Source organism: Klebsiella sp. C239 (genome assembly GCF_048822715.1).
Lineage (GTDB): Bacteria > Pseudomonadota > Gammaproteobacteria > Enterobacterales > Enterobacteriaceae > Klebsiella > Klebsiella quasipneumoniae.
Genome location: NZ_JBMEZK010000001.1, coordinates 135,994 through 157,253 on the forward strand (window position 1 = coordinate 135,994; position 21,260 = coordinate 157,253).

Sequence of the window (21,260 nt, forward strand, 5' to 3'; positions counted from 1 at the left end):
GATCATTTTTGATAAGGGTGCGCAATGGCCGTTAAATCACTGAAAAAAGGATATCTGGCGCTGGCGGCTTCCATGCTGCTGGTGGCGCAGGCGCAGGCGACGGAGCTGCTGAACAGCTCCTATGATGTCTCCCGCGAGCTGTTTGCCGCCCTTAACCCGCCTTTTGAGCAGCAGTGGGCGAAGGACAATGGCGGGGACAAGCTGACCATCAAGCAGTCGCACGCCGGCTCGTCCAAGCAGGCGCTGGCGATCCTGCAGGGCCTGAAGGCGGACGTGGTGACCTACAACCAGGTGACGGACGTGCAGATCCTGCATGACAAAGGCAACCTGATCCCGGCCGACTGGCAAAGCCGCCTGCCGAACAACAGCTCGCCGTTCTATTCGACGATGGGCTTCCTGGTGCGCAAAGGCAACCCGAAAAACATTCATGACTGGAACGACCTGGTCCGCTCTGACGTTAAGCTGATCTTCCCGAACCCGAAAACCTCGGGCAACGCGCGGTATACCTACCTGGCGGCCTGGGGCGCGGCGGATAAAGCCGACGGCGGCGATAAAGCCAAAACCGAACAGTTTATGACCCAGTTCCTGAAGAACGTCGAAGTCTTCGACACCGGCGGACGCGGGGCGACCACCACATTCGCCGAGCGCGGCCTGGGCGATGTGCTGATCAGCTTCGAGTCGGAAGTGAACAATATTCGCAAGCAGTATGAGGCGCAGGGATTTGAAGTGGTGATCCCGAAAACCAACATTCTGGCGGAGTTCCCGGTGGCCTGGGTGGATAAAAACGTCAAAGCCAACGGCACGGAAAAGGCGGCGAAGGCCTACCTGAACTGGCTCTACAGTCCGCAGGCGCAGACCATCATTACCGACTACTACTATCGGGTAAACAACCCGAAAGTGATGGATTTGCTGAAGGATAAATTCCCGCAGACCGAACTGTTCCGCGTGGAGGACAAGTTTGGCTCCTGGCCTGAGGTGATGAAAACCCACTTCGCCAGCGGCGGCGAACTGGACAAACTGCTGGCGGCGGGGCGTAAGTAATGTTTGCTGTGTCGTCCAAGCGCGTGCTGCCGGGCTTTACCCTGAGCCTCGGCACCAGCCTGCTGTTTGTCTGTCTGATTCTGTTATTACCGCTCAGCGCGCTGGTGATGCAGCTGGCGCAGATGAGCTGGGCGCAGTACTGGGATGTGATCACCAACCCGCAGGTGGTGGCGGCCTATAAGGTGACCCTGCTGTCGGCGTTCGTGGCCTCGATTTTTAACGGCGTCTTCGGCCTGCTGATGGCGTGGATCCTTACCCGCTATCGTTTTCCGGGCCGCACGCTGCTGGATGCCTTAATGGATCTGCCGTTTGCGCTGCCGACGGCGGTGGCCGGCCTGACCCTGGCTTCGCTGTTTTCGGTTAACGGCATTTACGGGGAATGGCTGGCGAAGTTCGATATTAAAGTGACCTATACCTGGCTCGGTATCGCCGTGGCGATGGCGTTCACCAGCATCCCCTTCGTGGTACGTACCGTGCAGCCGGTGCTGGAAGAGCTGGGACCGGAATATGAAGAAGCAGCGGAAACGCTGGGCGCTACGCGCTGGCAGAGCTTCCGCAAGGTGGTGCTGCCGGAGCTGTCGCCAGCGCTGCTGGCGGGCATTGCCCTGTCGTTTACCCGCAGCCTCGGCGAATTTGGCGCGGTGATTTTTATCGCCGGCAACATCGCGTGGAAGACGGAAGTGACGTCGCTGATGATCTTTATTCGACTGCAGGAGTTTGACTATCCGGCGGCGAGCGCCATCGCCTCGGTGATCCTGGCCGCCTCACTGCTGCTGCTGTTTTCCATCAATACCCTGCAGAGTCGCTTTGGTCGACGCGTGGTAGGTCACTAATGGCGGAAGTTACTCAATTGAAACGCTACGACGCGCCCCGCATCAACTGGGGAAAATGGTTTCTGATTGGCGTCGGGATGCTGGTCTCCGCCTTCATCCTCGTGGTGCCGATGCTTTACATCTTTATCCAGGCCTTCAGCAAAGGGTTAATGCCGGTGCTGGAAAACCTGGCCAATCCGGACATGCTCCACGCCATCTGGCTGACGGTGATGATTGCCTTGATTACCGTGCCGGTGAACCTGGTGTTCGGGACCTTGCTGGCCTGGCTGGTCACGCGCTTTACGTTCCCGGGACGCCAGCTGCTATTGACGATGCTGGATATCCCGTTCGCTGTCTCGCCGGTGGTAGCCGGTCTGGTTTATCTGCTGTTCTACGGCTCTAACGGTCCGCTGGGCGGCTGGCTTGATGCGCATAACCTGCAAATCATGTTCGCCTGGCCGGGCATGGTGCTGGCGACGATCTTTGTCACCTGTCCGTTTGTGGTGCGTGAGCTGGTGCCGGTGATGATGAGTCAGGGCAGTCATGAAGATGAGGCGGCGGTCTTGCTGGGCGCTTCCGGCTGGCAGATGTTCCGCCGGGTGACGCTGCCCAATATTCGCTGGGCGCTGCTGTACGGCGTGGTGTTGACCAACGCCCGCGCCATCGGCGAATTCGGCGCGGTGTCGGTGGTCTCCGGTTCGATCCGCGGAGAAACCCTGTCGCTGCCGCTGCAAATTGAATTACTGGAGCAGGATTACAACACCGTCGGCTCGTTTACCGCCGCGGCCCTGCTGACGTTAATGGCTATTCTGACCCTGTTTTTAAAGAGTATGTTGCAATGGCGTCTGGCCAATCAGGAAAAACGCGCGCAACAGGAGGGAAATCATGAGCATTGAGATTGCCAATATTAAGAAATCGTTTGGTCGCACCCAGGTGCTGAATGATATCTCGCTGGATATCCCTTCCGGACAAATGGTTGCGCTGCTGGGGCCTTCCGGCTCCGGGAAAACGACCCTGCTGCGGATTATCGCCGGGCTGGAGCATCAGACCAGCGGTCATATCCGCTTCCACGGTACCGACGTCAGCCGGATGCACGCCCGCGACCGTAAAGTGGGCTTCGTCTTCCAGCACTATGCGCTGTTCCGCCATATGACGGTGTTCGATAACATCGCCTTTGGCCTGACCGTGCTGCCGCGCCGCGAACGACCCAACGCCGCGGCGATTAAAGCCAAAGTGACCAAACTGCTGGAGATGGTGCAACTGGCTCACCTGGCGGATCGCTATCCGGCGCAGCTGTCCGGTGGTCAGAAACAGCGCGTGGCGCTGGCGCGCGCCCTGGCGGTAGAGCCGCAAATTCTGCTGCTGGATGAACCTTTCGGCGCGCTGGATGCGCAGGTGCGTAAAGAGCTGCGCCGCTGGCTGCGTCAGCTGCATGAAGAGCTGAAATTTACCAGCGTGTTCGTCACCCACGATCAGGAAGAGGCGATGGAAGTTGCCGACCGGGTGGTGGTGATGAGCCAGGGCAACATCGAACAGGCCGATGCGCCTGAACGCGTGTGGCGTGAGCCGTCGACCCGCTTCGTGCTGGAGTTCATGGGGGAAGTGAATCGCCTGCAGGGGGTTATCCGCGGCGGACAGTTCCACGTTGGCGCTCACCGCTGGCCGTTAGGCTATACCCCGGCTTACCAGGGGCCGGTGGATCTGTTCCTGCGTCCGTGGGAAGTGGACATCAGCCGCCGAACCAGCCTGGATTCGCCGCTGCCGGTGCAGGTCCTGGAGGCCAGCCCGAAAGGCCACTACACCCAATTAGTCGTCCAGCCTCTGGGGTGGTATGACGAACCGCTGAGCGTAGTGTTAACGGGCGATGAGGCGCCGTCCCGCGGAGAACGGCTGTTCGTCGGGCTGCAAAACGCGCGCCTGTACAACGGTTCCGAGCGTATCGAGCCGCGCGGCGAGCTTGCTCTGGCGCAGTCGGCCTGATAGCTTAAATCCATGTGCTTTTGCCGGGTGACGCTGTGCTTACCCGGTCTGGAATTATCATGCGTCTGGTAGGCCGGGTAAGCGAAGCGCCGCCCGGCTTTTTTATTGAGTAAAAATCGTGAATACACTCGAACACACCATCGGCAATACCCCTCTGGTCAGGCTTCAGCGTCTGGGGCCGGACAATGGCAGCGAAATCTGGGTCAAACTTGAAGGCAATAATCCAGCCGGTTCGGTGAAAGATCGCGCTGCGCTGTCGATGATCGTTGAAGCGGAAAAGCGGGGCGAAATTCAGCCCGGCGACGTGCTAATTGAAGCGACCAGCGGCAACACCGGTATCGCGCTGGCGATGATCGCCGCGCTGAAAGGCTACCGGATGAAGCTGCTGATGCCCGACAACATGAGCCAGGAGCGCCGGGCCGCGATGCGCGCCTATGGCGCCGAGCTGATCCTGGTCACCAAAGAGCAAGGGATGGAGGGGGCCCGCGACCTGGCCCTGGAGATGGCTCAGCGCGGGGAGGGCAAACTGCTCGATCAGTTCAACAACCCGGACAACCCCTACGCCCACTACACTACCACCGGGCCGGAAATCTGGCAGCAGACCGCGGGGCGTATCACCCACTTTGTCTCCAGTATGGGGACCACCGGCACCATTACCGGCGTGTCACGTTTTCTGCGCGAACAGAGTAAACCGGTGACCATTGTCGGCCTGCAGCCGGAGGAGGGCAGCAGTATTCCCGGGATACGCCGCTGGCCGGCAGAGTATATGCCGGGGATCTTTAACGCTTCGCTGGTGGATGCGGTGCTGGATATTCATCAGCAGGATGCCGAGAACACCATGCGTCAGCTGGCGGTACAGGAAGGCATTTTCTGCGGCGTCAGCTCTGGCGGCGCGGTAGCCGGGGCGTTACGTATCGCTCGCGAAAACCCAGGCGCGGTGGTGGTGGCGATCGTCTGCGATCGCGGCGATCGCTACCTCTCCACCGGCGTGTTCGGCGAGGAACACTTTAGCCAGGGGGCGGGTATTTAATCATCGAGCAGGTCGGTGCCGTAGGAGTTATCGACGGTGCACAGCCAGCGCTCGCCCTGCTTCTGAAAGACATAGGTTGCGCGTCGCGTAACCTGTGTTATCCCCTGTGCCGTCGGGATATCCAGCCGGGTCTCCATAATCACCAGCGCATTGCCGCCGCCCTCGATGACCTCCATTTTCCCCTGAGTCACGATCAGCCGGTGCTGGAAATAGTCGGCAATGGCGATAAACGCTTTGCGGATATTCTCTTTCCCTCTGACCACCATGCCCGGTTTGACGACCAGCGCGGCGTCTTCCGCGTAATAGCCCATCAGGGTATCGTAATCTTCCTGCGAGATAGCGCGGTCGCAGGCCTCAATGACTGTTTTTAGCGTCAGGTCAATGTGATGCATCTCTGGTGCTCCTTATTGTGAGCGATTTATCAGCCACCGAGAGCGTTGTATCCGTCTCGACGTTCCGGTCATGCAGGTAAGACTACGCCAGTTTTCGTTTAATTTTTCAGTAACTTGTCGACAGCTGCCATCCCTCCCCGATGCGTTCGGCGCACTGCCTGCGTCAGGGGGCGTTTAACACCTGGGCTATATCGGCCGCCAGGCGGGCAATCTCAGCGTCGCTCAGGCGGCCCAGCGACAGGCGAAGCCCGTGGGAGGGCGTACGGATGCCAAACACCTCCCCCTCGCGGACCAGCCAGCCGGCCCGGGCCAGGCGTAAGGCGTAGGGTTGGCTCGCCGTTGGCAGCGGCAGCCAGAAATTGAGGCCATCGCCAGGCGCAGCATGACTGTCGCCGTGCCGGGCCAGCGCTGCCGCCAGTTTCTCATTCTGTTGCCGATAGTGACGGCGGGTCTCCGTCATCGAGGCGATAAACGCCTTATCGGTGAGACAGGCCAGCGTCAGATCCTGCAGCAGATGGCTGACCCACTGGCTGCCGGCGTTAAGCCGCAGACGCAGCGCGGAGGAGGTGTCGACATCGCTGGCGATAAAAGCCAGCCGCAGGTCTGGCCCGAGGGTTTTTGACATCGAACGCACCACCGCCCAGCGTTGGGTGCTCGCTGGCAAAGGAGAAAACCAGGGCGTGGCCGACAGCAGGGCAAAGTGGTCATCGACGATCGCCAGCACCTGCGGATAGCGGGCCAGCACCTCCCGCAGGGCATGCGCCCGGGTTTCCGTCAGGCTACAGCCGGTAGGATTGTGCGCGCGCGGGGTCAAGATCACCGCCCGCGCGCCGTTGCGTAACGCCTCCTCCAGCCCGTCTGGAGCCATCCCCTCGGCATCCACCGCCACCGGGCAGGGGGTAAAGCCAGCGTAACGCACCATATTGATGCTGCTGAGAAAACAGGGATCTTCAACCACCACGCCGTCGCCGGGGAGCAGCAAGGCGCACAGCAGACGCTCCAGCGCGTCAATCGCCCCGCTGGCGAGATTCAGGGCAAAGGGAACGGTTATCTCCCTGGCAAACCATGCCTCAGCCCATTCTCCTAGCCGCGGCTCGATGGGGGCATCGCCATACAGGCGGGGCGTGCGGGCAATTTGGCCCAGATAGCGTGGTAAATCAGGCAGCCTGGCGGGGTCCGGATTGCCGCTGGAAAGATCGTTCAGCGGCGTCGTGGGGTCACCGCCTTCCAGCGCCGGCAGCGGATCCCGTGCTTTGATAGCTGTGCCGTTCCGTCCCTGGCTGACGGCCAGCCCGGAGGTGACCAGCCGTTTATAGGCGGCGGCGACGGTATTGCGATTCACCGCAAGCTGGCTGGCGAGCTCGCGGACCGGCGGCAGAACCTCTCCGGGCTGCAAGCCACCGCTCTGCACCAGATGGCGGATATGATCGAAGATATCGCTGGCGGTTTTTCCGGCAAACATTATTGACCTATGACAAAATGAAATTTAGCATAGGACGAATCATAATCAGAGCGTGACCCGCTGTCCAGCGGGGGGAGAAAAGATGGGACAGCAAGATGACATACAATCAGTGCTCTTTCACGACAAAAGCCGGGCGTCGGAAGTCGATATCGTCGCCGTGCAGTCGCAGGTAGTCTACGGCAGCGTCGGCAACAGCATCGCGGTACCGGCGATTAAACAGCACGGTCTGCGCGTGCTGGCGGTGCCGACGGTGCTGTTCAGCAATACGCCCCATTATGAGACGTTCTATGGCGGCATTATCCCGGAGGAGTGGTTTGTCGGGTACCTGCAGGCGCTGGAGGAGCGCGACGCGTTGCGCGAACTGCGTGCGGTGACCACCGGTTATATGGGCAACGCCGTGCAAATTGAACGTCTGGCGCAGTGGCTGACGCGGGTCCGCGACCGCCATCCCGATCTCTGTATTCTGGTGGATCCGGTGATTGGCGATGTCGACAGCGGTATCTACGTCAAGGCCGAGATCCCGGACGCCTATCGTCAGCACCTGCTGCCGCTAGCGCAAGGGATCACCCCTAATCTGTTTGAGCTGGAGACGCTGAGCGGCCAGCGCTGTCGCAATCAGCCGGAGGCGGTCGCCGCGGCGCGTAGCCTGCTGTCGGACAGCCTCAAATGGGTGGTGATCACCAGCGCGCCGGGAGAGGCTGATTCGACGATCAATGTGCTGGTGGTGACGGCCGATGCGGTGGAGGTGGTGGTTCACCCGCGGGTGGAGACGGATTTAAAGGGTACCGGCGATCTGTTCTGCGCCGAGCTGGTGAGCGGGTTGCTTTCCGGCCTGGCGCTGGGTGCTGCGACGGAGGCAGCCGCCCAGCGCGTGCTGGAGGTGATGAACTGGACTGCCGCGCAGGGATGTGACGAACTGATCCTGCCTCCGCTGGAGAAACAGAGATGAAAAGCTATCGATTAGTAATCCGTCAGCAGGGACGCATTGTTGGTCATTTTGATACTTCAGGGGAGGCGGCGCTGGAGGATGCCTGCGTGGCGCGGTCGCTGTTCGGCCTGGCCGGTGGATATCAGTGTGAACTGCTGGTCTCTGACAGCGAGCGGCGAATTCTGGAGAGCACTCCGGAAGGATTGCGTATCTTATCCCGCGAAAAATGCTATCAGCCGGTGACCCACGCGATATAAAAAAATGGCGCCTTTCGGCGCCATTTTTATGCAGCAGATATTACTTCTTGATGCGGATTACCGGGGTTTCACCCACGGTCACGCTACCGGACAGTTTGATCAGCTCTTTGATCTCGTCCATATTGGAGATAACCACCGGAGTCAGGGTCGACTTGGCTTTCTCTTCCAGCAGCGGCAGATCGAATTCGATAACCGGGTCGCCGACTTTCACGCGCTGGCCTTCTTCAGCGATACGCTTGAAGCCTTCGCCTTTCAGTTCAACGGTATCAATACCGAAGTGAACGAACAGCTCGATGCCGCTATCAGATTCAATAGAGAACGCATGGTTGGTTTCGAAAATTTTACCAATGGTACCGTCTACCGGCGCGACCATTTTGTTGCCGGTCGGTTTGATGGCAATTCCATCGCCCACAATTTTTTCCGCAAAAACCACATCCGGCACGTCTTCAATGTTGACGATCTCACCGGAGAGGGGAGCAACAATCTCAATAGTTCCGGTGTCTTTCTTGTCATCAGAAACCAGAGATTTCAATTTATCAAACAAACCCATGATCTTCTCCTAAGCAGTAATTTGGGCCGCGCATCTCGTGGATTAGCAGATTGTTTTTTCTTCAATGAACTTGTTAACCAGCGTCATTAACTCGTCCGTTGTCGGTTGAGCAAGAGCCTGCTCTGCTAATACTTTCGCATCTTCGAAGTTCGTGTTACGAATAATCTTCTTGATGCGCGGGATGGAAATGGCGCTCATAGAGAATTCGTCCAGCCCCATACCCAGCAACAGAAGTGTAGCACGTTCATCGCCCGCAAGCTCACCGCACATGCCAGTCCATTTACCTTCAGCGTGAGAAGCATCAATAACTTGCTTAATCAGATTCAGTACAGACGGTGACATCGGCTGGTAAAGATGTGAAATCATATCATTACCACGGTCAACTGCCAGAGTATATTGCGTTAAATCATTGGTGCCGATACTAAAGAAATCAACTTCTTTGGCCAGATGACGAGCAATGGTCGCCGCAGCCGGTGTTTCCACCATCACGCCGATCTCAATGGATTCGTCAAATGCTTTACCTTCGTCACGCAGTTCCTGTTTGTAGATTTCGATCTCTTTCTTCAGCGCACGCACTTCTTCAACAGAGATGATCATCGGGAACATAATGCGCAGCTTACCGAAAGCGGAGGCACGCAGGATGGCGCGAACCTGATCGCGGAGGATCTCTTTACGATCCATCGCGATACGCACAGCACGCCAGCCGAGGAACGGGTTCTCTTCTTTCGGGAAGTTCATGTACGGCAGCTCTTTGTCGCCGCCGATGTCCATGGTACGCACGATAACGGCCTGAGAGCCACAGGCTTCAGCCACCGCTTTATAAGCCGCAAACTGCTCTTCTTCGGTTGGCAGCGCGTCGCGATCCATGAACAGGAATTCAGTACGATACAGGCCTACGCCTTCGGCGCCGTTGCGCTCAGCACCTTCGACGTCGCGAACGGTACCGATGTTGGCGCACACTTCAACCTGATGGCCGTCGAGAGTAATCGCCGGCAGATCTTTCAGTTTCGCCAGTTCGGCTTTTTCTTCCGCAACCTGAGCCTGCAGATTACGCAGTGCTTCAATTTGCTCGTTAGACGGGTTGATCAGAACCTGGTTGTTCACCGCGTCGAGAATCAGATAGTCGCCGTTTTTCACCTGCGCCGTGATGCTGCCGGTGCCCACGATGGCCGGCAGTTCGAGGGAACGCGCCATGATGGAGGTGTGGGAGGTACGGCCGCCCGCGTCGGTGATGAAACCCAGCACTTTTTTCAGGTTCAGCTGTGCGGTTTCTGACGGGGTCAGATCGGCGGCGACGAGAATGACTTCATCCTGAATCGCGCTCAGATCGATGATGGCCAGACCAAGGATGTTGCGCAGCAGGCGCTTACCGATATCACGTACGTCAGCCGCACGTTCTTTCAGGTATTCATCGTCCAGCTCTTCCAGGGCAGTGGCCTGACCGTCGATAACTTCATTGGCTGCCGCGTCGGCAGTCATATGCTTATCTTTAATCAGGGCTATGATTTCCTGCTCAAGCTCCTCATCTTCCAGCAGCATAATATGCCCTTCGAAGATGGCTTCTTTTTCTTCACCGAAAGTTTCACCAGCTTTGGTTTTGATGACCTCCAGCTGGGCGGAGGCCTTGGCGCGGCCGCTCAGGAAACGTTCGACTTCCTGATCAACCTTATCGGCAGAAATTTTCTTCCGGTCGATGACAATTTCATCTTCCTTCAGCAGCAGTGCTTTGCCGAAGGCGATACCCGGGGATGCTAAAATGCCTGAAATCATAACCCTACCTTACTTGTGACTGATATGAAAAAGAACCCGTGAACTTACTCGAGTTCAGCCATCAGTTTAACCAGATGCTCAACCGCTTTCTGTTCATCTTCGCCTTCCGCGGAGAGGGTTACTACGGTGCCCTGGGTCAGGCCCAGAGTCTGCAGTTTGAACAGGCTTTTGGCGCTGGCGCTTTTGCCGTTGGAGGTTACAGTGATCTCAGAAGTGAAGCCTTTAGCTTCTTTAACAAACTGAGCAGCAGGGCGGGTGTGCAGACCGTTCGGAGCGGTAATGGTAACTTCTTGCTGGAACATTATATTTCCCCAACTTATAGGTTTAGTGTTGTGGACCTAAAGTCTAGTCTAACGACTCGACTTTAGCCTGTATTGTTAGCGCCGGCGTTACGTTTCCGGCCTTGGCGTCGGCAGCGCCTGGCGCTGCGAAGACCTGCGGGCCATTGACGTCTAGCACGTCATTAAACATTATGCCGCGAAAGGAAGACTTGAACCAAATCATAAAATCGATTCAGCTGGCGGAAATCCTCTTCTGAATAATTTCGCGCATCAAAATAAATGTGCTGGTTAAATACCAGACCCTACGAGGTGAATCAATGCCAGGAGGGGTAAAACTTTGACGTATGCCACAAAAAAGCACCTGAAAAGGTGCTTTTTTACACATTATTTACAAGCTGGCACTACTGTTGCAGTTCTTTCTCGGTGAAGAGATCGGCAAACAGTGCGGTGCTTAAATAACGCTCACCCGAGGAAGGCAGGATAACCACAATATTCTTATTGGTAAAGGCTTCATCTTCCTGCAGCTTCAGCGCCGCGGCAACGGCGGCCCCGGAAGAGATACCCGCGAGGATGCCTTCTTCTTCCATCAGGCGGCGTGCTGTGGAGATCGCTTCATCATTGGTAATGCCGATCACTTTGTCCACCAGCTTCAGATCCAGGTTACCAGGAATGAAGCCGGCGCCGATGCCCTGAATTTTGTGCGGGCCCGGCTTGAGCTCTTCACCCGCCAGCGCCTGGGAGATAACCGGCGAATCGGTCGGTTCAACCGCGACAGTGAACAGATCTTTTTTGCCCTTGGTGTTTTTAATGTAGCGGCTGACGCCGGTCAGCGTACCGCCGGTACCTACGCCGGAGATGAAGACATCCACCTGACCGTCGGTGTCTTCCCAGATTTCCGGGCCGGTGGTCTTTTCGTGGATTTCCGGGTTAGCCGGGTTGCTGAACTGCTGCAGCAACAGGAATTTTTCCGGGTTGCTGGCGACAATCTCTTCCGCTTTCTGAATGGCGCCTTTCATGCCTTTGGCGCCTTCGGTCAGCACCAGGTTGGCGCCCAGCGCTTTCAGAAGCTTACGACGCTCGATGCTCATGGTTTCCGGCATGGTTAGCGTTAGCTTGTAGCCGCGAGCCGCCGCCACGTAGGCGAGGGCGATACCGGTGTTGCCGCTGGTCGGTTCGACCAGTTCCACGCCCGGTTTCAGCACGCCGCGCTTTTCAGCATCCCAGATCATATTGGCGCCGATACGGCATTTTACGCTAAAGCTCGGGTTACGAGATTCTACCTTTGCCAGGATACGGCCGTTACCAATGCGGTTCAGTCGTACCAGCGGCGTATGACCGATAGTCAGGGAGTTGTCTTCAAAAATCTTACTCATGGCCCGTCCTTAACTGTATGAAATTTGGGGGTACGGCATCAGCATACCCGCTTAAAGAATATGCGGAAGTAAGGATTTAGCATATCTATATGCGGAAGGGAAATAATGATGATCAAGAAGGAATAAGTGAGATATAAGGAGCGGCTCTCGCCGCTCCAGGGGAGGTGCTGCTGTTACTTCCAGCTGGCGTGTCTGTCGCGATAGCAATCGACCCACATGGCGGTGGCGCCGCAGATAGCCACCGGGAGGATCACCAGGTTTAACACCGGGATCATGGTGAACAGGCTGGTGAGCGCGCCAAACTGCATATTCATCACCTTGCGGCTGCGCAGCGCTTCGCGCATGGTCCTGAAGGGGACCTTGTGGTTATCGAAGGGGTAATCGCAGTATTGAATCGCCAGCATCCATGCGCTGAACAGGAACCAGAGTACCGGGGCCACCGTCTGGCCAACGCCGGGTATAAAGTAGAGCAGCAACAGCACGATGGCGCGGGGCAGGTACCAGGCCAGCTTCTGCCACTCACGCTTCATGATGCGCGGAATATCCTTCATGATGCCAAAAATGCCGACGTCCGGCGGGGTGGCGCCAGTCAGACGCGCTTCCAGCTGTTCCGCCAGCAGGCCGCTGAACGGGGCGGCAATCCAGTTGGCAATAGTAGAAAAGAAATAGCCAAACACCAGCAGGATCGACAGCACCACCACCGGCCACAGCAGGTAGTTTAGCCACTGCAGCCAGTCAGGCACATGGCTCATCAGCGAAGGGATCCAGCTGTCGAGACGGGTAAACAGCCACCAGAAAGCACCGCCCATCAACAGCACGTTAACCAGTAAAGGCAGGAAGACATAACGACGTATGCCCGGCAACCTGATGAGTTTCCAGCCCTGCGAAAAGTAGTATACGCCGCTACGCGGGGTCGGTGCGGATGATGAAACCATAGCCAGGCATTGCTCCTTTTTGAACATCCAGTGTGAATGCTCGCTTATTTTATCGGGTCGTCAGACAATAACCAGTTAGGAAATGTTCGAAAAAACAGCAAAAAGCACGATTTAGTTCATCTTTATGTGGTGAAAGCGACCGACGCACTTGCACTTGAGGTAATCGGCAAATACTCTTAGTGAGTAAATGTTTGCCGTGGTGGCAAGGTGTTAGAACAACAGAGAATATAATGATGCAGGATTTGCGTCTGATATTAATCATTGTTGGCGCGATCGCCATAATCGCTTTACTGGTACATGGTTTCTGGACCAGCCGTAAAGAACGTTCTTCGATGTTTCGCGATCGCCCACTGAAACGTATGAAGTCGCGCGACGATGAGTCGGAAAACGACGACTTTGATGATAATGTTGAAGGCGTAGGTGAAGTCCGCGTTCATCCGGTGACTCACGCTCCGCACGGCGCGCATGGGGAGCATGAAGCCCCTCGTCAGGCGCCGCAGCACCAGTACCAGCCGCCTTACGAGCGCCAGATGCAGCAGCCTGTGCGTCCTGAGGAACCGGTTCGTCAGGCGCCGCCGCGCCAGGCCCCGGCACAACCGCAGGGACAACCGTCTGCGCCGCATGCAGCTCCGCAGCCTGGCTGGCAACAGCCGCAACCCGCGCAGCCGCCCGCGCAGCCGCAACACCAGCCGCAACCTGCTGTGCAACAGCCTGTCGCGCCGCAGCCGGTGACCCCGACCGTCGCCCAGCCGCAACCGGCCGCTCCGCAGCAGCCTGCGCCCCAGCCTGTTGCCGCGCCGCAGCCCGCGGTTGCTGAACCGCAGCCGACAGAGCCGCAGCAGCCTGCAGCGCCCCAGCCGAAAGAGCGTAAAGAGACGGTCATCGTGATGAACGTTGCCGCGCACCATGGCGCGCAGCTTAACGGCGAGGTGCTTATCAATAGCATCCAGCAGGCCGGGTTCAAGTTTGGTGAAATGAATATTTTCCACCGCCATCTGAGCCCGGACGGCAGCGGCCCGGTACTGTTCAGTCTGGCCAACATGGTGAAGCCGGGGACCTTCAATCCGGACAGCATGGCGGATATGATGACCCCTGGGGTGACTATCTTTATGCAGGTCCCTTCCTACGGTGATGAACTGCAGAACTTCAAGCTGATGCTGCAGTCTGCGCAGTATATCGCCGATGAAGTGGGCGGCGTGGTGCTTGACGATCAGCGTCGCATGATGACGCCGCAAAAACTGCGTGAATACCAGGATCGTATTCGCGAAGTGAAAGACGCGAACGCCTGACGTCCCGCGTTATCTCAACTCCTTCTCAACCCCCGCCTGTCGGGGGTTTTTTATCATTGATGGTGTGATATGGAACCGATCGAACAACAACTGACTGAACTGCGAACCACGCTTCGCCATCATGAATACCTGTACCACGTTATGGACGCACCGGAAGTGCCCGATGCGGAGTATGACCGGCTGATGCGCGAGCTGCGCGAGCTGGAGAGCCAGCATCCGGAGCTGATTACCCCGGATTCACCGACTCAGCGCGTGGGGGCGGCGCCGCTGACCGCCTTCAGCCAGATCCGCCATGAAGTGCCGATGCTGTCGCTGGACAACGTGTTTGACGAAGAGAGCTTTCTGGCCTTCAACAAGCGGGTGCAGGATCGCCTGAAAAGCACTGACCCTCTCATCTACTGCTGCGAGCTGAAGCTCGACGGCCTCGCGGTGAGCATTCTCTACGAAAACGGCGTGCTGGTGCAGGCGGCGACCCGCGGCGACGGCACCACCGGCGAGGATATTACCTCTAACGTGCGAACCATTCGCACCATCCCGCTCAGGCTGCATGGCGATAATATTCCCGCACGTCTGGAAGTGCGCGGGGAAGTGTTCCTCCCGCAGGCCGGGTTCGAAAAAATCAATGAAGAAGCTCGACGCACCGGCGGAAAAGTGTTTGCTAACCCGCGCAATGCGGCGGCGGGCTCGTTGCGCCAGCTGGACCCGCGCATCACCGCGAAGCGACCGCTTACTTTCTTCTGCTACGGCGTTGGGGTGTTGGAGGGCGGTGAGCTGCCGGCCAGCCACTCGGCCCGTTTACAGCAGTTTAAAGCATGGGGATTACCGGTGAGCGATCGCGTCACCCTATGTCATACCCCCGAGGAAGTGCTCACTTACTATCGTAAAGTCGAGGAAGATCGTCCCCATCTGGGCTTTGACATTGATGGCGTGGTGATCAAAGTCGATTCGCTGGCGCTGCAGGAGCAGTTAGGTTTCGTGGCCCGCGCGCCGCGCTGGGCCGTGGCCTTTAAGTTCCCCGCCCAGGAGCAGATGACTTTCGTCCGGGACGTGGAGTTCCAGGTGGGCCGCACCGGGGCGATTACGCCGGTGGCGCGCCTGGAGCCGGTCCATGTCGCCGGCGTGCTGGTGAGTAATGCCACGTTGCATAATGCCGATGAGATCGAACGCTTAGGCTTGAAAATCGGCGACAAGGTGGTGATTCGCCGGGCAGGCGACGTGATCCCTCAGGTGGTCAACGTGGTGCTTTCCGAACGCCCGGCAGATGCCCGGGATGTTGAATTCCCGACCCACTGCCCGGTCTGTCAGTCCGACGTTGAGCGAGTGGAAGGCGAGGCGGTAGCCCGCTGTACCGGCGGCCTTATCTGCGGCGCGCAGCGTAAAGAGTCGCTCAAGCACTTTGTCTCCCGTCGCGCGCTGGACGTTGACGGCATGGGCGACAAGATCATCGACCAGCTGGTGGAGAAAGAGTACGTCCATACCCCGGCGGATCTGTTCCAACTGACCGCAGGGAAACTGACCGGGCTGGATCGGATGGGGCCGAAGTCCGCGCAAAACGTGGTCAACGCTCTCGAGAAAGCCAAAGAGACAACCTTTGCGCGTTTCCTCTACGCCTTAGGCATTCGCGAGGTAGGAGAAGCGACGGCGGCGGGCCTGGCGGCGCATTTCGGCACTCTCGAGGCCCTGGAGCAGGCTTCCATTGAGGAGCTGCAGAAGGTCCCTGATGTCGGCATTGTGGTCGCCACCCATACCTTCAACTTCTTTGCCGAAGAGAGCAACCGCGATGTCATCGCGCAGCTGCTGGCGGAAGGGGTCCACTGGCCGGCGCCGGTGGTGGTGAAGGCGGAAGAGATTGACAGCCCGTTTGCAGGCAAAACCGTCGTCCTGACCGGCAGCCTCAGTCAGCTGTCGCGGGATGACGCCAAAGCGCGTCTGGTGGCGCTGGGGGCGAAGGTGGCGGGCAGCGTATCGAAGAAGACCGATCTAGTGATTGCTGGCGAAGCGGCGGGTTCTAAGCTGGCGAAAGCGCAGGAGCTCGGCATCGAGGTGATTGACGAAGCCGAAATGATGCGTCTGCTGGGAGAATAACGTGGATAAAGCGCAGCTGGTCGAGATCGCCAATACTGAGATGCCGTTCGGTAAATACAAGGGGCGTCGTTTAATCGATGTCCCGGAGGAGTATTTATTGTGGTTTGCGCGCAAGGATCAATTCCCTGCCGGCCATCTCGGCGAGCTGATGGCGCTGACCCTGCTGATTAAAAGCGAGGGGCTGAGCGATCTGGTCCAGCCCCTGAAGAAAGCGCGTTAAGCTTTGGCGGCGTTGGCCTTTTCCTGAGCGAGATGCGCATCGGTTTGCTGTTTATAGCGCCGCGCCAGCACCGCGCAGACCATCAGCTGGATTTGATGGAAGATCATCAGCGGCAGCACCATGATGCCGAGGATGGAGGTCGGAAAGAGAATATTGGCCATCGGGATGCCGTTGGCCAGGCTCTTTTTCGAACCGCAGAAGACGATGGTAATTTCATCGGCTTTGTTAAAGCCGCAGCGGCGGGCGACGAACACATTGACCGCGATGACGATGGCCAGCAGCACCAGGCTGACCACCACGATAAACAGCAGCGATCCCAGACCTACTTTATGCCAGATGCCGTTCACCACCGCCTCGCTAAAGGCGGAGTAAACCACTAGCAGAATCGAGGTCTGGTCGGTCTTACCAATCCACTTCTTATGCTTCGCCACCCAGTTGCCGATCCACGGCCGCGATAAATGGCCGAGCACGAAAGGCAACAGCAGCTGCAGCATGATCTTTCCGACCTGCTCAAGGCTACCGCCTGCGCCATGAAGGTTCATCAGAGCACCCACCAGCAGCGGTGAAACAAAGATGCCCAACAGGCTGGAGGCCGAGGCTGAGCAGACCGCCGCCGCGACGTTGCCTCCGGCCAGCGAGGTGAAGGCGATGGCGGATTGCACGGTGGCCGGCAGAATGCACAAATAAATAAAGCCGCTGTAGAGCATCGGATCGACCTTCACCGGCGCCCACCAGGCAAACAGAACCCCCAGCACCGGGAAGAGAATAAAGGTGCTGCACATCACCCACAGATGCAAACGCCAGTGGCTGCCGCCGGCGATAATTGCCTCCCGGGAGAGTTTGGCGCCGTGCATAAAGAACAGCAGGGCGATGGCGGCGGTGGTCAGATGTTCAAAGAAGGGGACGAAAGCGCCCCGGGCCGGGAAGAATGAGGCCAACAGGACAACGGTGACCAGGGTTGCCGTAAACGGATCGAGAATGCGGAAAAGTTTCATAAACGCTCCTGAAAAGAGATGCGTTATTGTGCTTTTTTTGATTTGAGAAATAAAATTGATTTATTGCATCTATTCATGAATAAAAAAGATGAATTACTCTCTGCGTCAGTTAAAAGTATTTGTTACCGTCGCCCGCGCCAGGAGCTTTAGCCGGGCGGGGGAGATGATTGGCTTAAGCCAGTCGGCCGTCAGCCACAGCGTCAAGGAGCTGGAGCATCAGACCGGGGTCCGTCTCCTCGACCGTACCACCCGGGAGGTGGTCCTCACCGAGGCGGGTCAGCAGCTGGCAGGCAGGCTGGAGCGTTTGCTCGATGAGCTGGCGGTGACGCTGCGCGATGCCGGTCGGGTAGGCCAGCAGCTGAGCGGCACCGTCAAGGTTGCCGCCAGTCAGACGATTTCCGCCCACCTTATTCCCCAGTGTATTGCCCACAGCAATCGTCGCTATCCTGATATCGATTTCGTGCTGCACGACCGGCCCCAGCAGTGGGTGCTGGAGAGTATTCGCCAGGGGGAAGTGGATTTCGGCATTGTGATTGACCCTGGCCCGGCGGCGGACCTGCAATGTGAAGTGGTCCTGGCGGAACCTTTTTTGCTGCTCTGCCGGGAGGATCATTCTTTTGCCAGCCTGACTGAAGTGCCATGGCAGGCGCTACAGGATGAGAGACTGATCCTGCAGGACTATGCCTCCGGCAGCCGTCCGCTGATTGATGCGGCTCTCAGCAGGCTGGCTGTCCGGGCGAACATTGTGCAGGAGATTGGCCATCCGGCAACGCTGTTTCCGATGGTGGAGTCGGGAATTGGCATCAGCGTACTGCCGGCGCTGGCGCTGCCGTTACCGCAGGGAAGCCATCTGGCGGTGAAGCGACTCACTCCGATAATGGAGCGGCAGCTGATGCTGGCATGCCGGAAAAATCGCTCGCTGTCGACCGCCGCCCAGGCGTTATGGGAAATCGTGCGAAAAGAAGGGGAGAATCTCACCGCCGCCAGGGTTGAAGATCCGCTGTATCAGCGTTGATAGCGGTTTATCGCCACGGGGAGGCTCGTGGCCAGAGCGTGCGTTCCGCGCATAGCAAAAAGGCGCCTTTAGGGCGCCTTTTTACATTGGTGGGTCGTGCAGGATGACTCGGCTTCGCCTCGCCCTTCGGGCCGTCGCCGCAAGCGGCTCCGTTGTCTCACTGCGTTCGACCCGAACCTGCTGCAGAGACACTCGTCTCATCCTGAGACTCGCCCTGCGGGCCAACGCCGCCGCGTTGTTCAAAATTGTTCCCGACAATTTTGTCGAATCGTTGAGTTCCGCGGATAGCAAAAAGGCGCCTTTAGGGCGCCTTTTTACATTGGTGGGTCGTGCAGGATTCGAACCTGCGACCAATTGATTAAAAGTCAACTGCTCTACCAACTGAGCTAACGACCCGAAGTGGTGGGTGATGACGGGATCGAACCGCCGACCCCCTCCTTGTAAGGGAGGTGCTCTCCCAGCTGAGCTAATCACCCACTTCGGTACTTCATATTTTGACAGAAAATCCAGCTGGCGAGAAAGTGGTGGGTGATGACGGGATCGAACCGCCGACCCCCTCCTTGTAAGGGAGGTGCTCTCCCAGCTGAGCTAATCACCCACTTCTCAATTTTCTGTTCTACACGGCGGAGACTACGTTAAGTAGTGGTGGGTGATGACGGGATCGAACCGCCGACCCCCTCCTTGTAAGGGAGGTGCTCTCCCAGCTGAGCTAATCACCCCCGCTGTGTGGAGTCGCATTATAGGGAGAGTTGAAAATGAGTCAACGCCTTTTCTAAAGAATTCGTTCGTTCGTCGTAAAATTAAACAAAGCGATCGCAAAAGCGGCGTCATAGCATGATTTATAAACAAAAACGGCAAACCGTGACGTTCCGACGGGAACAACATTGAGGAATCAGCCCACGGTGTTAGAATATTGACCCATAATTTCCACCGGACATTGCCGGCTATCGGCATCTTTATTAAACGTAAGGCCAATTCATGAAAATCAAAACTCGCTTCGCGCCAAGCCCAACCGGCTATCTGCACGTTGGCGGTGCGCGTACTGCTCTCTATTCCTGGCTTTTTGCCCGTAACCACGGCGGTGAGTTTGTACTGCGTATTGAAGACACCGATCTCGAACGCTCCACCCCGGAAGCAATTGAAGCCATCATGGATGGCATGAACTGGCTGAATCTGCAATGGGACGAAGGTCCCTATTACCAGACTAAACGTTTCGATCGTTATAACAACGTGATCGATGAGATGCTGGAAGCCGGTACCGCTTATAAATGCTATTGCTCAAAAGAGCGTCTGGAAGCGTTGCGCGAAGAGCAAATGGCGAACGGTGAGAAGCCGCGTTACGATGGACGCTGCCGCCATAGCCACGAGCATCATGCCGACGATGAGCCGTGCGTGGTGCGTTTCGCCAACCCGCAGGAAGGGTCGGTTATTTTTGACGATCAGATCCGCGGACCTATCGAGTTCAGCAACCAGGAGCTGGACGATCTGATCATTCGCCGTACCGATGGTTCCCCGACCTACAATTTCTGCGTCGTAGTGGATGACTGGGACATGGCGATCACCCACGTGATCCGTGGTGAAGATCATATCAACAACACGCCGCGCCAGATCAACATCCTTAAAGCGCTGAATGCGCCGGTGCCGGTATACGCGCACGTATCGATGATCAACGGCGATGATGGCAAGAAACTCTCCAAACGCCACGGGGCGGTCAGCGTGATGCAGTATCGCGACGATGGCTACCTGCCGGAAGCGCTGCTGAACTATCTGGTGCGTCTGGGCTGGTCCCATGGCGATCAGGAGATCTTCACCCGCGAAGAGATGATCGAGTTCTTCTCTCTGGGGGCGGTCAGCAAATCCGCGAGTGCGTTCAACACCGACAAGCTGCTGTGGCTGAACCATCATTACATCAATACGCTGCCGGCGGAGTATGTGGCGACGCATCTGCAGTGGCATATTGAGCAGGAAAATATCGATACCCGCAACGGTCCGCAGCTGGCCGAGTTGGTGAAGCTGCTGGGCGAGCGTTGCAAAACGCTGAAAGAGATTGCCCAGAGCTGCCGCTACTTCTATGAAGAGTTCGCTGAATTCGACGCCGACGCGGCGAAGAAACATCTGCGTCCGGTAGCGCGTCAGCCGCTGGAAGTCGTCCGCGACAAGCTGGCGGCGATTAGCGACTGGACGGCGGAAAACGTCCACCACGCGATTCAGGCGACCGCTGATGAGCTGGAAGTGGGCATGGGTAAAGTCGGTATGCCGCTGCGCGTGGCCGTTACCGGTGCAGGGCAGTCTCCTGCGCTTGACGTTACCGTCCATGCAATCGGCAAGTCCCGTAGCGTAGAGCGTATCAATAAAGCGCTGGCTTTTATCGCTGAGCGCGAAGGCCAGGCGTCCTGACGGGGACGTAGATGATATAACGGCAGGATACCCCTGCCGTTTTTTTTGTCTGTTACGCCGGGCTGGCGATGCCGAGGCGGGCAAGAAAACCGCTAATCCCTTCCCGGGCCAGCAGGTCGCGGAGCTGCAGCTGTTCTGCCGGAGTCATCAGTTGCAGGGTTTCTGTGATTTGCCGCCAGATCGCGTCCGCTTCATTGACCAGGTAAGCGCCTGGCGATTCCGCGAGATGATTGTCGCTAAACAGATGGCGTCTGGCGGGAATGTTCGTCAGAAACTCGCGCACCGGTTGGTCGATGACCACCAGCCGCGCTCGGCCTCCTTTGACGCCGGGTATCGTTTCCGTGCGCCATTTCTTCTCACGAACCCAGCGATTGATCGTTTGTCTCGCCAGCCCCAGGCAGTCGGCAAGCTCTGCGGGCGTCATTTTATCTTTTAGTTTCATCATGGT

General features: G+C 57.6%; 21 protein-coding genes, 4 tRNA genes and 1 other RNA gene. 12 read left to right on the forward strand and 14 right to left on the reverse strand.

The features are described 5' to 3' along the window. The first annotated feature begins 24 nt into the window (after window positions 1–24). The 5 genes from cysP (at window position 25) to cysM (ending at window position 4,863) form a co-directional block, all read left to right on the forward strand. Entirely contained in the window at window positions 25–1,041 is a 1,017-nt protein-coding gene (gene cysP, locus ACOI6Z_RS00635) for a thiosulfate/sulfate ABC transporter substrate-binding protein CysP (protein WP_065812243.1), read from the forward strand. Continuing rightward, on the forward strand, window positions 1,041–1,874 hold the full coding sequence (gene cysT, locus ACOI6Z_RS00640) for a sulfate/thiosulfate ABC transporter permease CysT (protein WP_002913626.1): 834 nt from the start codon (window positions 1,041–1,043) through the stop codon (window positions 1,872–1,874). The genes cysP and cysT overlap by 1 nt, the downstream gene beginning before the upstream one ends. Continuing rightward, window positions 1,874–2,749: a sulfate/thiosulfate ABC transporter permease CysW gene (cysW, locus tag ACOI6Z_RS00645; protein ID WP_004201990.1), complete on the forward strand. Its 876-nt coding sequence runs from the start codon at window positions 1,874–1,876 to the stop codon at window positions 2,747–2,749. Before cysT ends, cysW begins: the two co-directional genes overlap by 1 nt. Beyond that, window positions 2,739–3,833: a sulfate/thiosulfate ABC transporter ATP-binding protein CysA gene (gene cysA / locus ACOI6Z_RS00650; RefSeq protein WP_044524313.1), complete on the forward strand. Its 1,095-nt coding sequence runs from the start codon at window positions 2,739–2,741 to the stop codon at window positions 3,831–3,833. The genes cysW and cysA overlap by 11 nt, the downstream gene beginning before the upstream one ends. Window positions 3,834–3,951: 118 nt before the next feature. Further along, window positions 3,952–4,863, forward strand: a complete 912-nt coding sequence (cysM, locus tag ACOI6Z_RS00655; RefSeq protein ID WP_044524311.1) for a cysteine synthase CysM — start codon at window positions 3,952–3,954, stop codon at window positions 4,861–4,863. Here cysM and ACOI6Z_RS00660 read toward each other — a convergent pair. Together ACOI6Z_RS00660 and ptsJ are read right to left on the reverse strand one after the other, a co-directional pair. Beyond that, entirely contained in the window at window positions 4,860–5,255 is a 396-nt protein-coding gene (locus tag ACOI6Z_RS00660) for a YybH family protein (RefSeq protein WP_023290596.1), read from the reverse strand. The genes cysM and ACOI6Z_RS00660 overlap by 4 nt on opposite strands. A gap of 163 nt (window positions 5,256–5,418) precedes the next feature. Further along, window positions 5,419–6,717, reverse strand: coding sequence for a transcriptional regulator PtsJ (gene ptsJ / locus ACOI6Z_RS00665; RefSeq protein WP_065812244.1), 1,299 nt, complete (start codon window positions 6,715–6,717; stop codon window positions 5,419–5,421). Between the two features lie 82 nt (window positions 6,718–6,799). Between ptsJ and pdxK the strand changes: the two genes are divergently transcribed. Then, window positions 6,800–7,666, forward strand: coding sequence for a pyridoxine/pyridoxal/pyridoxamine kinase (gene pdxK, locus ACOI6Z_RS00670; RefSeq protein ID WP_023290594.1), 867 nt, complete (start codon window positions 6,800–6,802; stop codon window positions 7,664–7,666). Next, window positions 7,663–7,902: a hypothetical protein gene (locus ACOI6Z_RS00675; protein WP_044524307.1), complete on the forward strand. Its 240-nt coding sequence runs from the start codon at window positions 7,663–7,665 to the stop codon at window positions 7,900–7,902. The genes pdxK and ACOI6Z_RS00675 overlap by 4 nt, the downstream gene beginning before the upstream one ends. Window positions 7,903–7,942: 40 nt before the next feature. Here the strand turns inward: ACOI6Z_RS00675 and crr are convergent, their stop codons facing one another. The 5 genes from crr to cysZ form a co-directional block, all read right to left on the reverse strand. Next, on the reverse strand, window positions 7,943–8,452 hold the full coding sequence (crr, locus tag ACOI6Z_RS00680) for a PTS glucose transporter subunit IIA (protein WP_000522253.1): 510 nt from the start codon (window positions 8,450–8,452) through the stop codon (window positions 7,943–7,945). 42 nt (window positions 8,453–8,494) lie between these two features. Further along, window positions 8,495–10,222, reverse strand: coding sequence for a phosphoenolpyruvate-protein phosphotransferase PtsI (gene ptsI / locus ACOI6Z_RS00685; protein ID WP_004201998.1), 1,728 nt, complete (start codon window positions 10,220–10,222; stop codon window positions 8,495–8,497). A gap of 44 nt (window positions 10,223–10,266) precedes the next feature. Then, window positions 10,267–10,524, reverse strand: coding sequence for a phosphocarrier protein Hpr (gene ptsH, locus ACOI6Z_RS00690; protein WP_002913505.1), 258 nt, complete (start codon window positions 10,522–10,524; stop codon window positions 10,267–10,269). 380 nt (window positions 10,525–10,904) lie between these two features. Continuing rightward, window positions 10,905–11,876, reverse strand: a complete 972-nt coding sequence (gene cysK / locus ACOI6Z_RS00695) for a cysteine synthase A (protein WP_023290592.1) — start codon at window positions 11,874–11,876, stop codon at window positions 10,905–10,907. Window positions 11,877–12,049: 173 nt separating this feature from the next. Next, window positions 12,050–12,811 carry a sulfate transporter CysZ gene (gene cysZ, locus ACOI6Z_RS00700; protein WP_065812245.1) on the reverse strand — a complete coding sequence of 254 codons (762 nt, stop codon included), beginning with the start codon at window positions 12,809–12,811 and terminating at the stop codon, window positions 12,050–12,052. 230 nt (window positions 12,812–13,041) lie between these two features. Here cysZ and zipA point away from each other — a divergent pair, with 230 nt between their 5' ends. The 3 genes from zipA to ACOI6Z_RS00715 all read left to right on the forward strand — a co-directional run bounded on the left by zipA (window position 13,042) and on the right by ACOI6Z_RS00715 (window position 16,405). After that, window positions 13,042–14,100, forward strand: coding sequence for a cell division protein ZipA (gene zipA, locus ACOI6Z_RS00705; RefSeq protein WP_065812246.1), 1,059 nt, complete (start codon window positions 13,042–13,044; stop codon window positions 14,098–14,100). Between the two features lie 69 nt (window positions 14,101–14,169). Next, window positions 14,170–16,185 (forward strand): NAD-dependent DNA ligase LigA, encoded by a 2,016-nt coding sequence (gene ligA, locus ACOI6Z_RS00710; protein WP_065812247.1) that lies wholly within the window; start codon window positions 14,170–14,172, stop codon window positions 16,183–16,185. A 1-nt stretch (window position 16,186) separates the two neighbouring features. After that, window positions 16,187–16,405 (forward strand): DUF3820 family protein, encoded by a 219-nt coding sequence (locus ACOI6Z_RS00715; RefSeq protein ID WP_004202007.1) that lies wholly within the window; start codon window positions 16,187–16,189, stop codon window positions 16,403–16,405. Here the strand turns inward: ACOI6Z_RS00715 and ACOI6Z_RS00720 are convergent. After that, window positions 16,402–17,400, reverse strand: a complete 999-nt coding sequence (locus ACOI6Z_RS00720) for a bile acid:sodium symporter family protein (protein WP_065812248.1) — start codon at window positions 17,398–17,400, stop codon at window positions 16,402–16,404. The two genes, ACOI6Z_RS00715 and ACOI6Z_RS00720, sit on opposite strands and share 4 nt — an antisense overlap. Before the next feature lie 88 nt (window positions 17,401–17,488). Between ACOI6Z_RS00720 and ACOI6Z_RS00725 the strand changes: the two genes are divergently transcribed. Continuing rightward, window positions 17,489–18,415: a LysR family transcriptional regulator gene (locus tag ACOI6Z_RS00725; RefSeq protein ID WP_065812249.1), complete on the forward strand. Its 927-nt coding sequence runs from the start codon at window positions 17,489–17,491 to the stop codon at window positions 18,413–18,415. A gap of 87 nt (window positions 18,416–18,502) precedes the next feature. Here the strand turns inward: ACOI6Z_RS00725 and ACOI6Z_RS00730 are convergent. The 5 genes from ACOI6Z_RS00730 to ACOI6Z_RS00750 all read right to left on the reverse strand — a co-directional run bounded on the left by ACOI6Z_RS00730 (window position 18,503) and on the right by ACOI6Z_RS00750 (window position 19,134). Further along, window positions 18,503–18,640: non-coding RNA, RtT sRNA (locus ACOI6Z_RS00730), on the reverse strand. 95 nt (window positions 18,641–18,735) lie between these two features. Beyond that, window positions 18,736–18,811 (reverse strand) — tRNA-Lys (locus ACOI6Z_RS00735). 4 nt (window positions 18,812–18,815) lie between these two features. Continuing rightward, window positions 18,816–18,891 (reverse strand) — tRNA-Val (locus tag ACOI6Z_RS00740). A gap of 46 nt (window positions 18,892–18,937) precedes the next feature. Beyond that, window positions 18,938–19,013 (reverse strand) — tRNA-Val (locus tag ACOI6Z_RS00745). A gap of 45 nt (window positions 19,014–19,058) precedes the next feature. Next, window positions 19,059–19,134 (reverse strand) — tRNA-Val (locus ACOI6Z_RS00750). Window positions 19,135–19,393: 259 nt separating this feature from the next. Between ACOI6Z_RS00750 and gltX the strand changes: the two genes are divergently transcribed. Further along, the gene (gene gltX / locus ACOI6Z_RS00755) at window positions 19,394–20,812 is read left to right on the forward strand and encodes a glutamate--tRNA ligase (protein WP_004202014.1); all 1,419 of its coding nucleotides are present in this window, start codon (window positions 19,394–19,396) and stop codon (window positions 20,810–20,812) included. A 52-nt stretch (window positions 20,813–20,864) separates the two neighbouring features. Here gltX and ACOI6Z_RS00760 read toward each other — a convergent pair whose 3' ends face one another. After that, window positions 20,865–21,257 (reverse strand): MerR family transcriptional regulator, encoded by a 393-nt coding sequence (locus ACOI6Z_RS00760; RefSeq protein ID WP_023290586.1) that lies wholly within the window; start codon window positions 21,255–21,257, stop codon window positions 20,865–20,867. Window positions 21,258–21,260: the final 3 nt, after the last annotated feature.

Excerpts from the sequence above, each read along its gene's own strand:
- cysP (WP_065812243.1), top strand. The coding sequence starts at position 25 with ATGGCCGTTAAATCACTGAAAAAAGGATATCTGGCGCTGGCGGCTTCC.
- cysT (WP_002913626.1), top strand. The coding sequence starts at position 1,041 with ATGTTTGCTGTGTCGTCCAAGCGCGTGCTGCCGGGCTTTACCCTGAGC.
- cysW (WP_004201990.1), top strand. The coding sequence starts at position 1,874 with ATGGCGGAAGTTACTCAATTGAAACGCTACGACGCGCCCCGCATCAAC.
- cysA (WP_044524313.1), top strand. The coding sequence starts at position 2,739 with ATGAGCATTGAGATTGCCAATATTAAGAAATCGTTTGGTCGCACCCAG.
- ACOI6Z_RS00660 (WP_023290596.1), bottom strand. The coding sequence starts at position 5,255 with ATGCATCACATTGACCTGACGCTAAAAACAGTCATTGAGGCCTGCGAC.
- ptsJ (WP_065812244.1), bottom strand. The coding sequence starts at position 6,717 with ATGTTTGCCGGAAAAACCGCCAGCGATATCTTCGATCATATCCGCCAT.
- pdxK (WP_023290594.1), top strand. The coding sequence starts at position 6,800 with ATGGGACAGCAAGATGACATACAATCAGTGCTCTTTCACGACAAAAGC.
- ACOI6Z_RS00675 (WP_044524307.1), top strand. The coding sequence starts at position 7,663 with ATGAAAAGCTATCGATTAGTAATCCGTCAGCAGGGACGCATTGTTGGT.
- crr (WP_000522253.1), bottom strand. The coding sequence starts at position 8,452 with ATGGGTTTGTTTGATAAATTGAAATCTCTGGTTTCTGATGACAAGAAA.
- ptsI (WP_004201998.1), bottom strand. The coding sequence starts at position 10,222 with ATGATTTCAGGCATTTTAGCATCCCCGGGTATCGCCTTCGGCAAAGCA.
- ptsH (WP_002913505.1), bottom strand. The coding sequence starts at position 10,524 with ATGTTCCAGCAAGAAGTTACCATTACCGCTCCGAACGGTCTGCACACC.
- cysK (WP_023290592.1), bottom strand. The coding sequence starts at position 11,876 with ATGAGTAAGATTTTTGAAGACAACTCCCTGACTATCGGTCATACGCCG.
- cysZ (WP_065812245.1), bottom strand. The coding sequence starts at position 12,811 with ATGGTTTCATCATCCGCACCGACCCCGCGTAGCGGCGTATACTACTTT.
- zipA (WP_065812246.1), top strand. The coding sequence starts at position 13,042 with ATGATGCAGGATTTGCGTCTGATATTAATCATTGTTGGCGCGATCGCC.
- ligA (WP_065812247.1), top strand. The coding sequence starts at position 14,170 with ATGGAACCGATCGAACAACAACTGACTGAACTGCGAACCACGCTTCGC.
- ACOI6Z_RS00720 (WP_065812248.1), bottom strand. The coding sequence starts at position 17,400 with ATGAAACTTTTCCGCATTCTCGATCCGTTTACGGCAACCCTGGTCACC.
- ACOI6Z_RS00725 (WP_065812249.1), top strand. The coding sequence starts at position 17,489 with ATGAATTACTCTCTGCGTCAGTTAAAAGTATTTGTTACCGTCGCCCGC.
- gltX (WP_004202014.1), top strand. The coding sequence starts at position 19,394 with ATGAAAATCAAAACTCGCTTCGCGCCAAGCCCAACCGGCTATCTGCAC.
- ACOI6Z_RS00760 (WP_023290586.1), bottom strand. The coding sequence starts at position 21,257 with ATGATGAAACTAAAAGATAAAATGACGCCCGCAGAGCTTGCCGACTGC.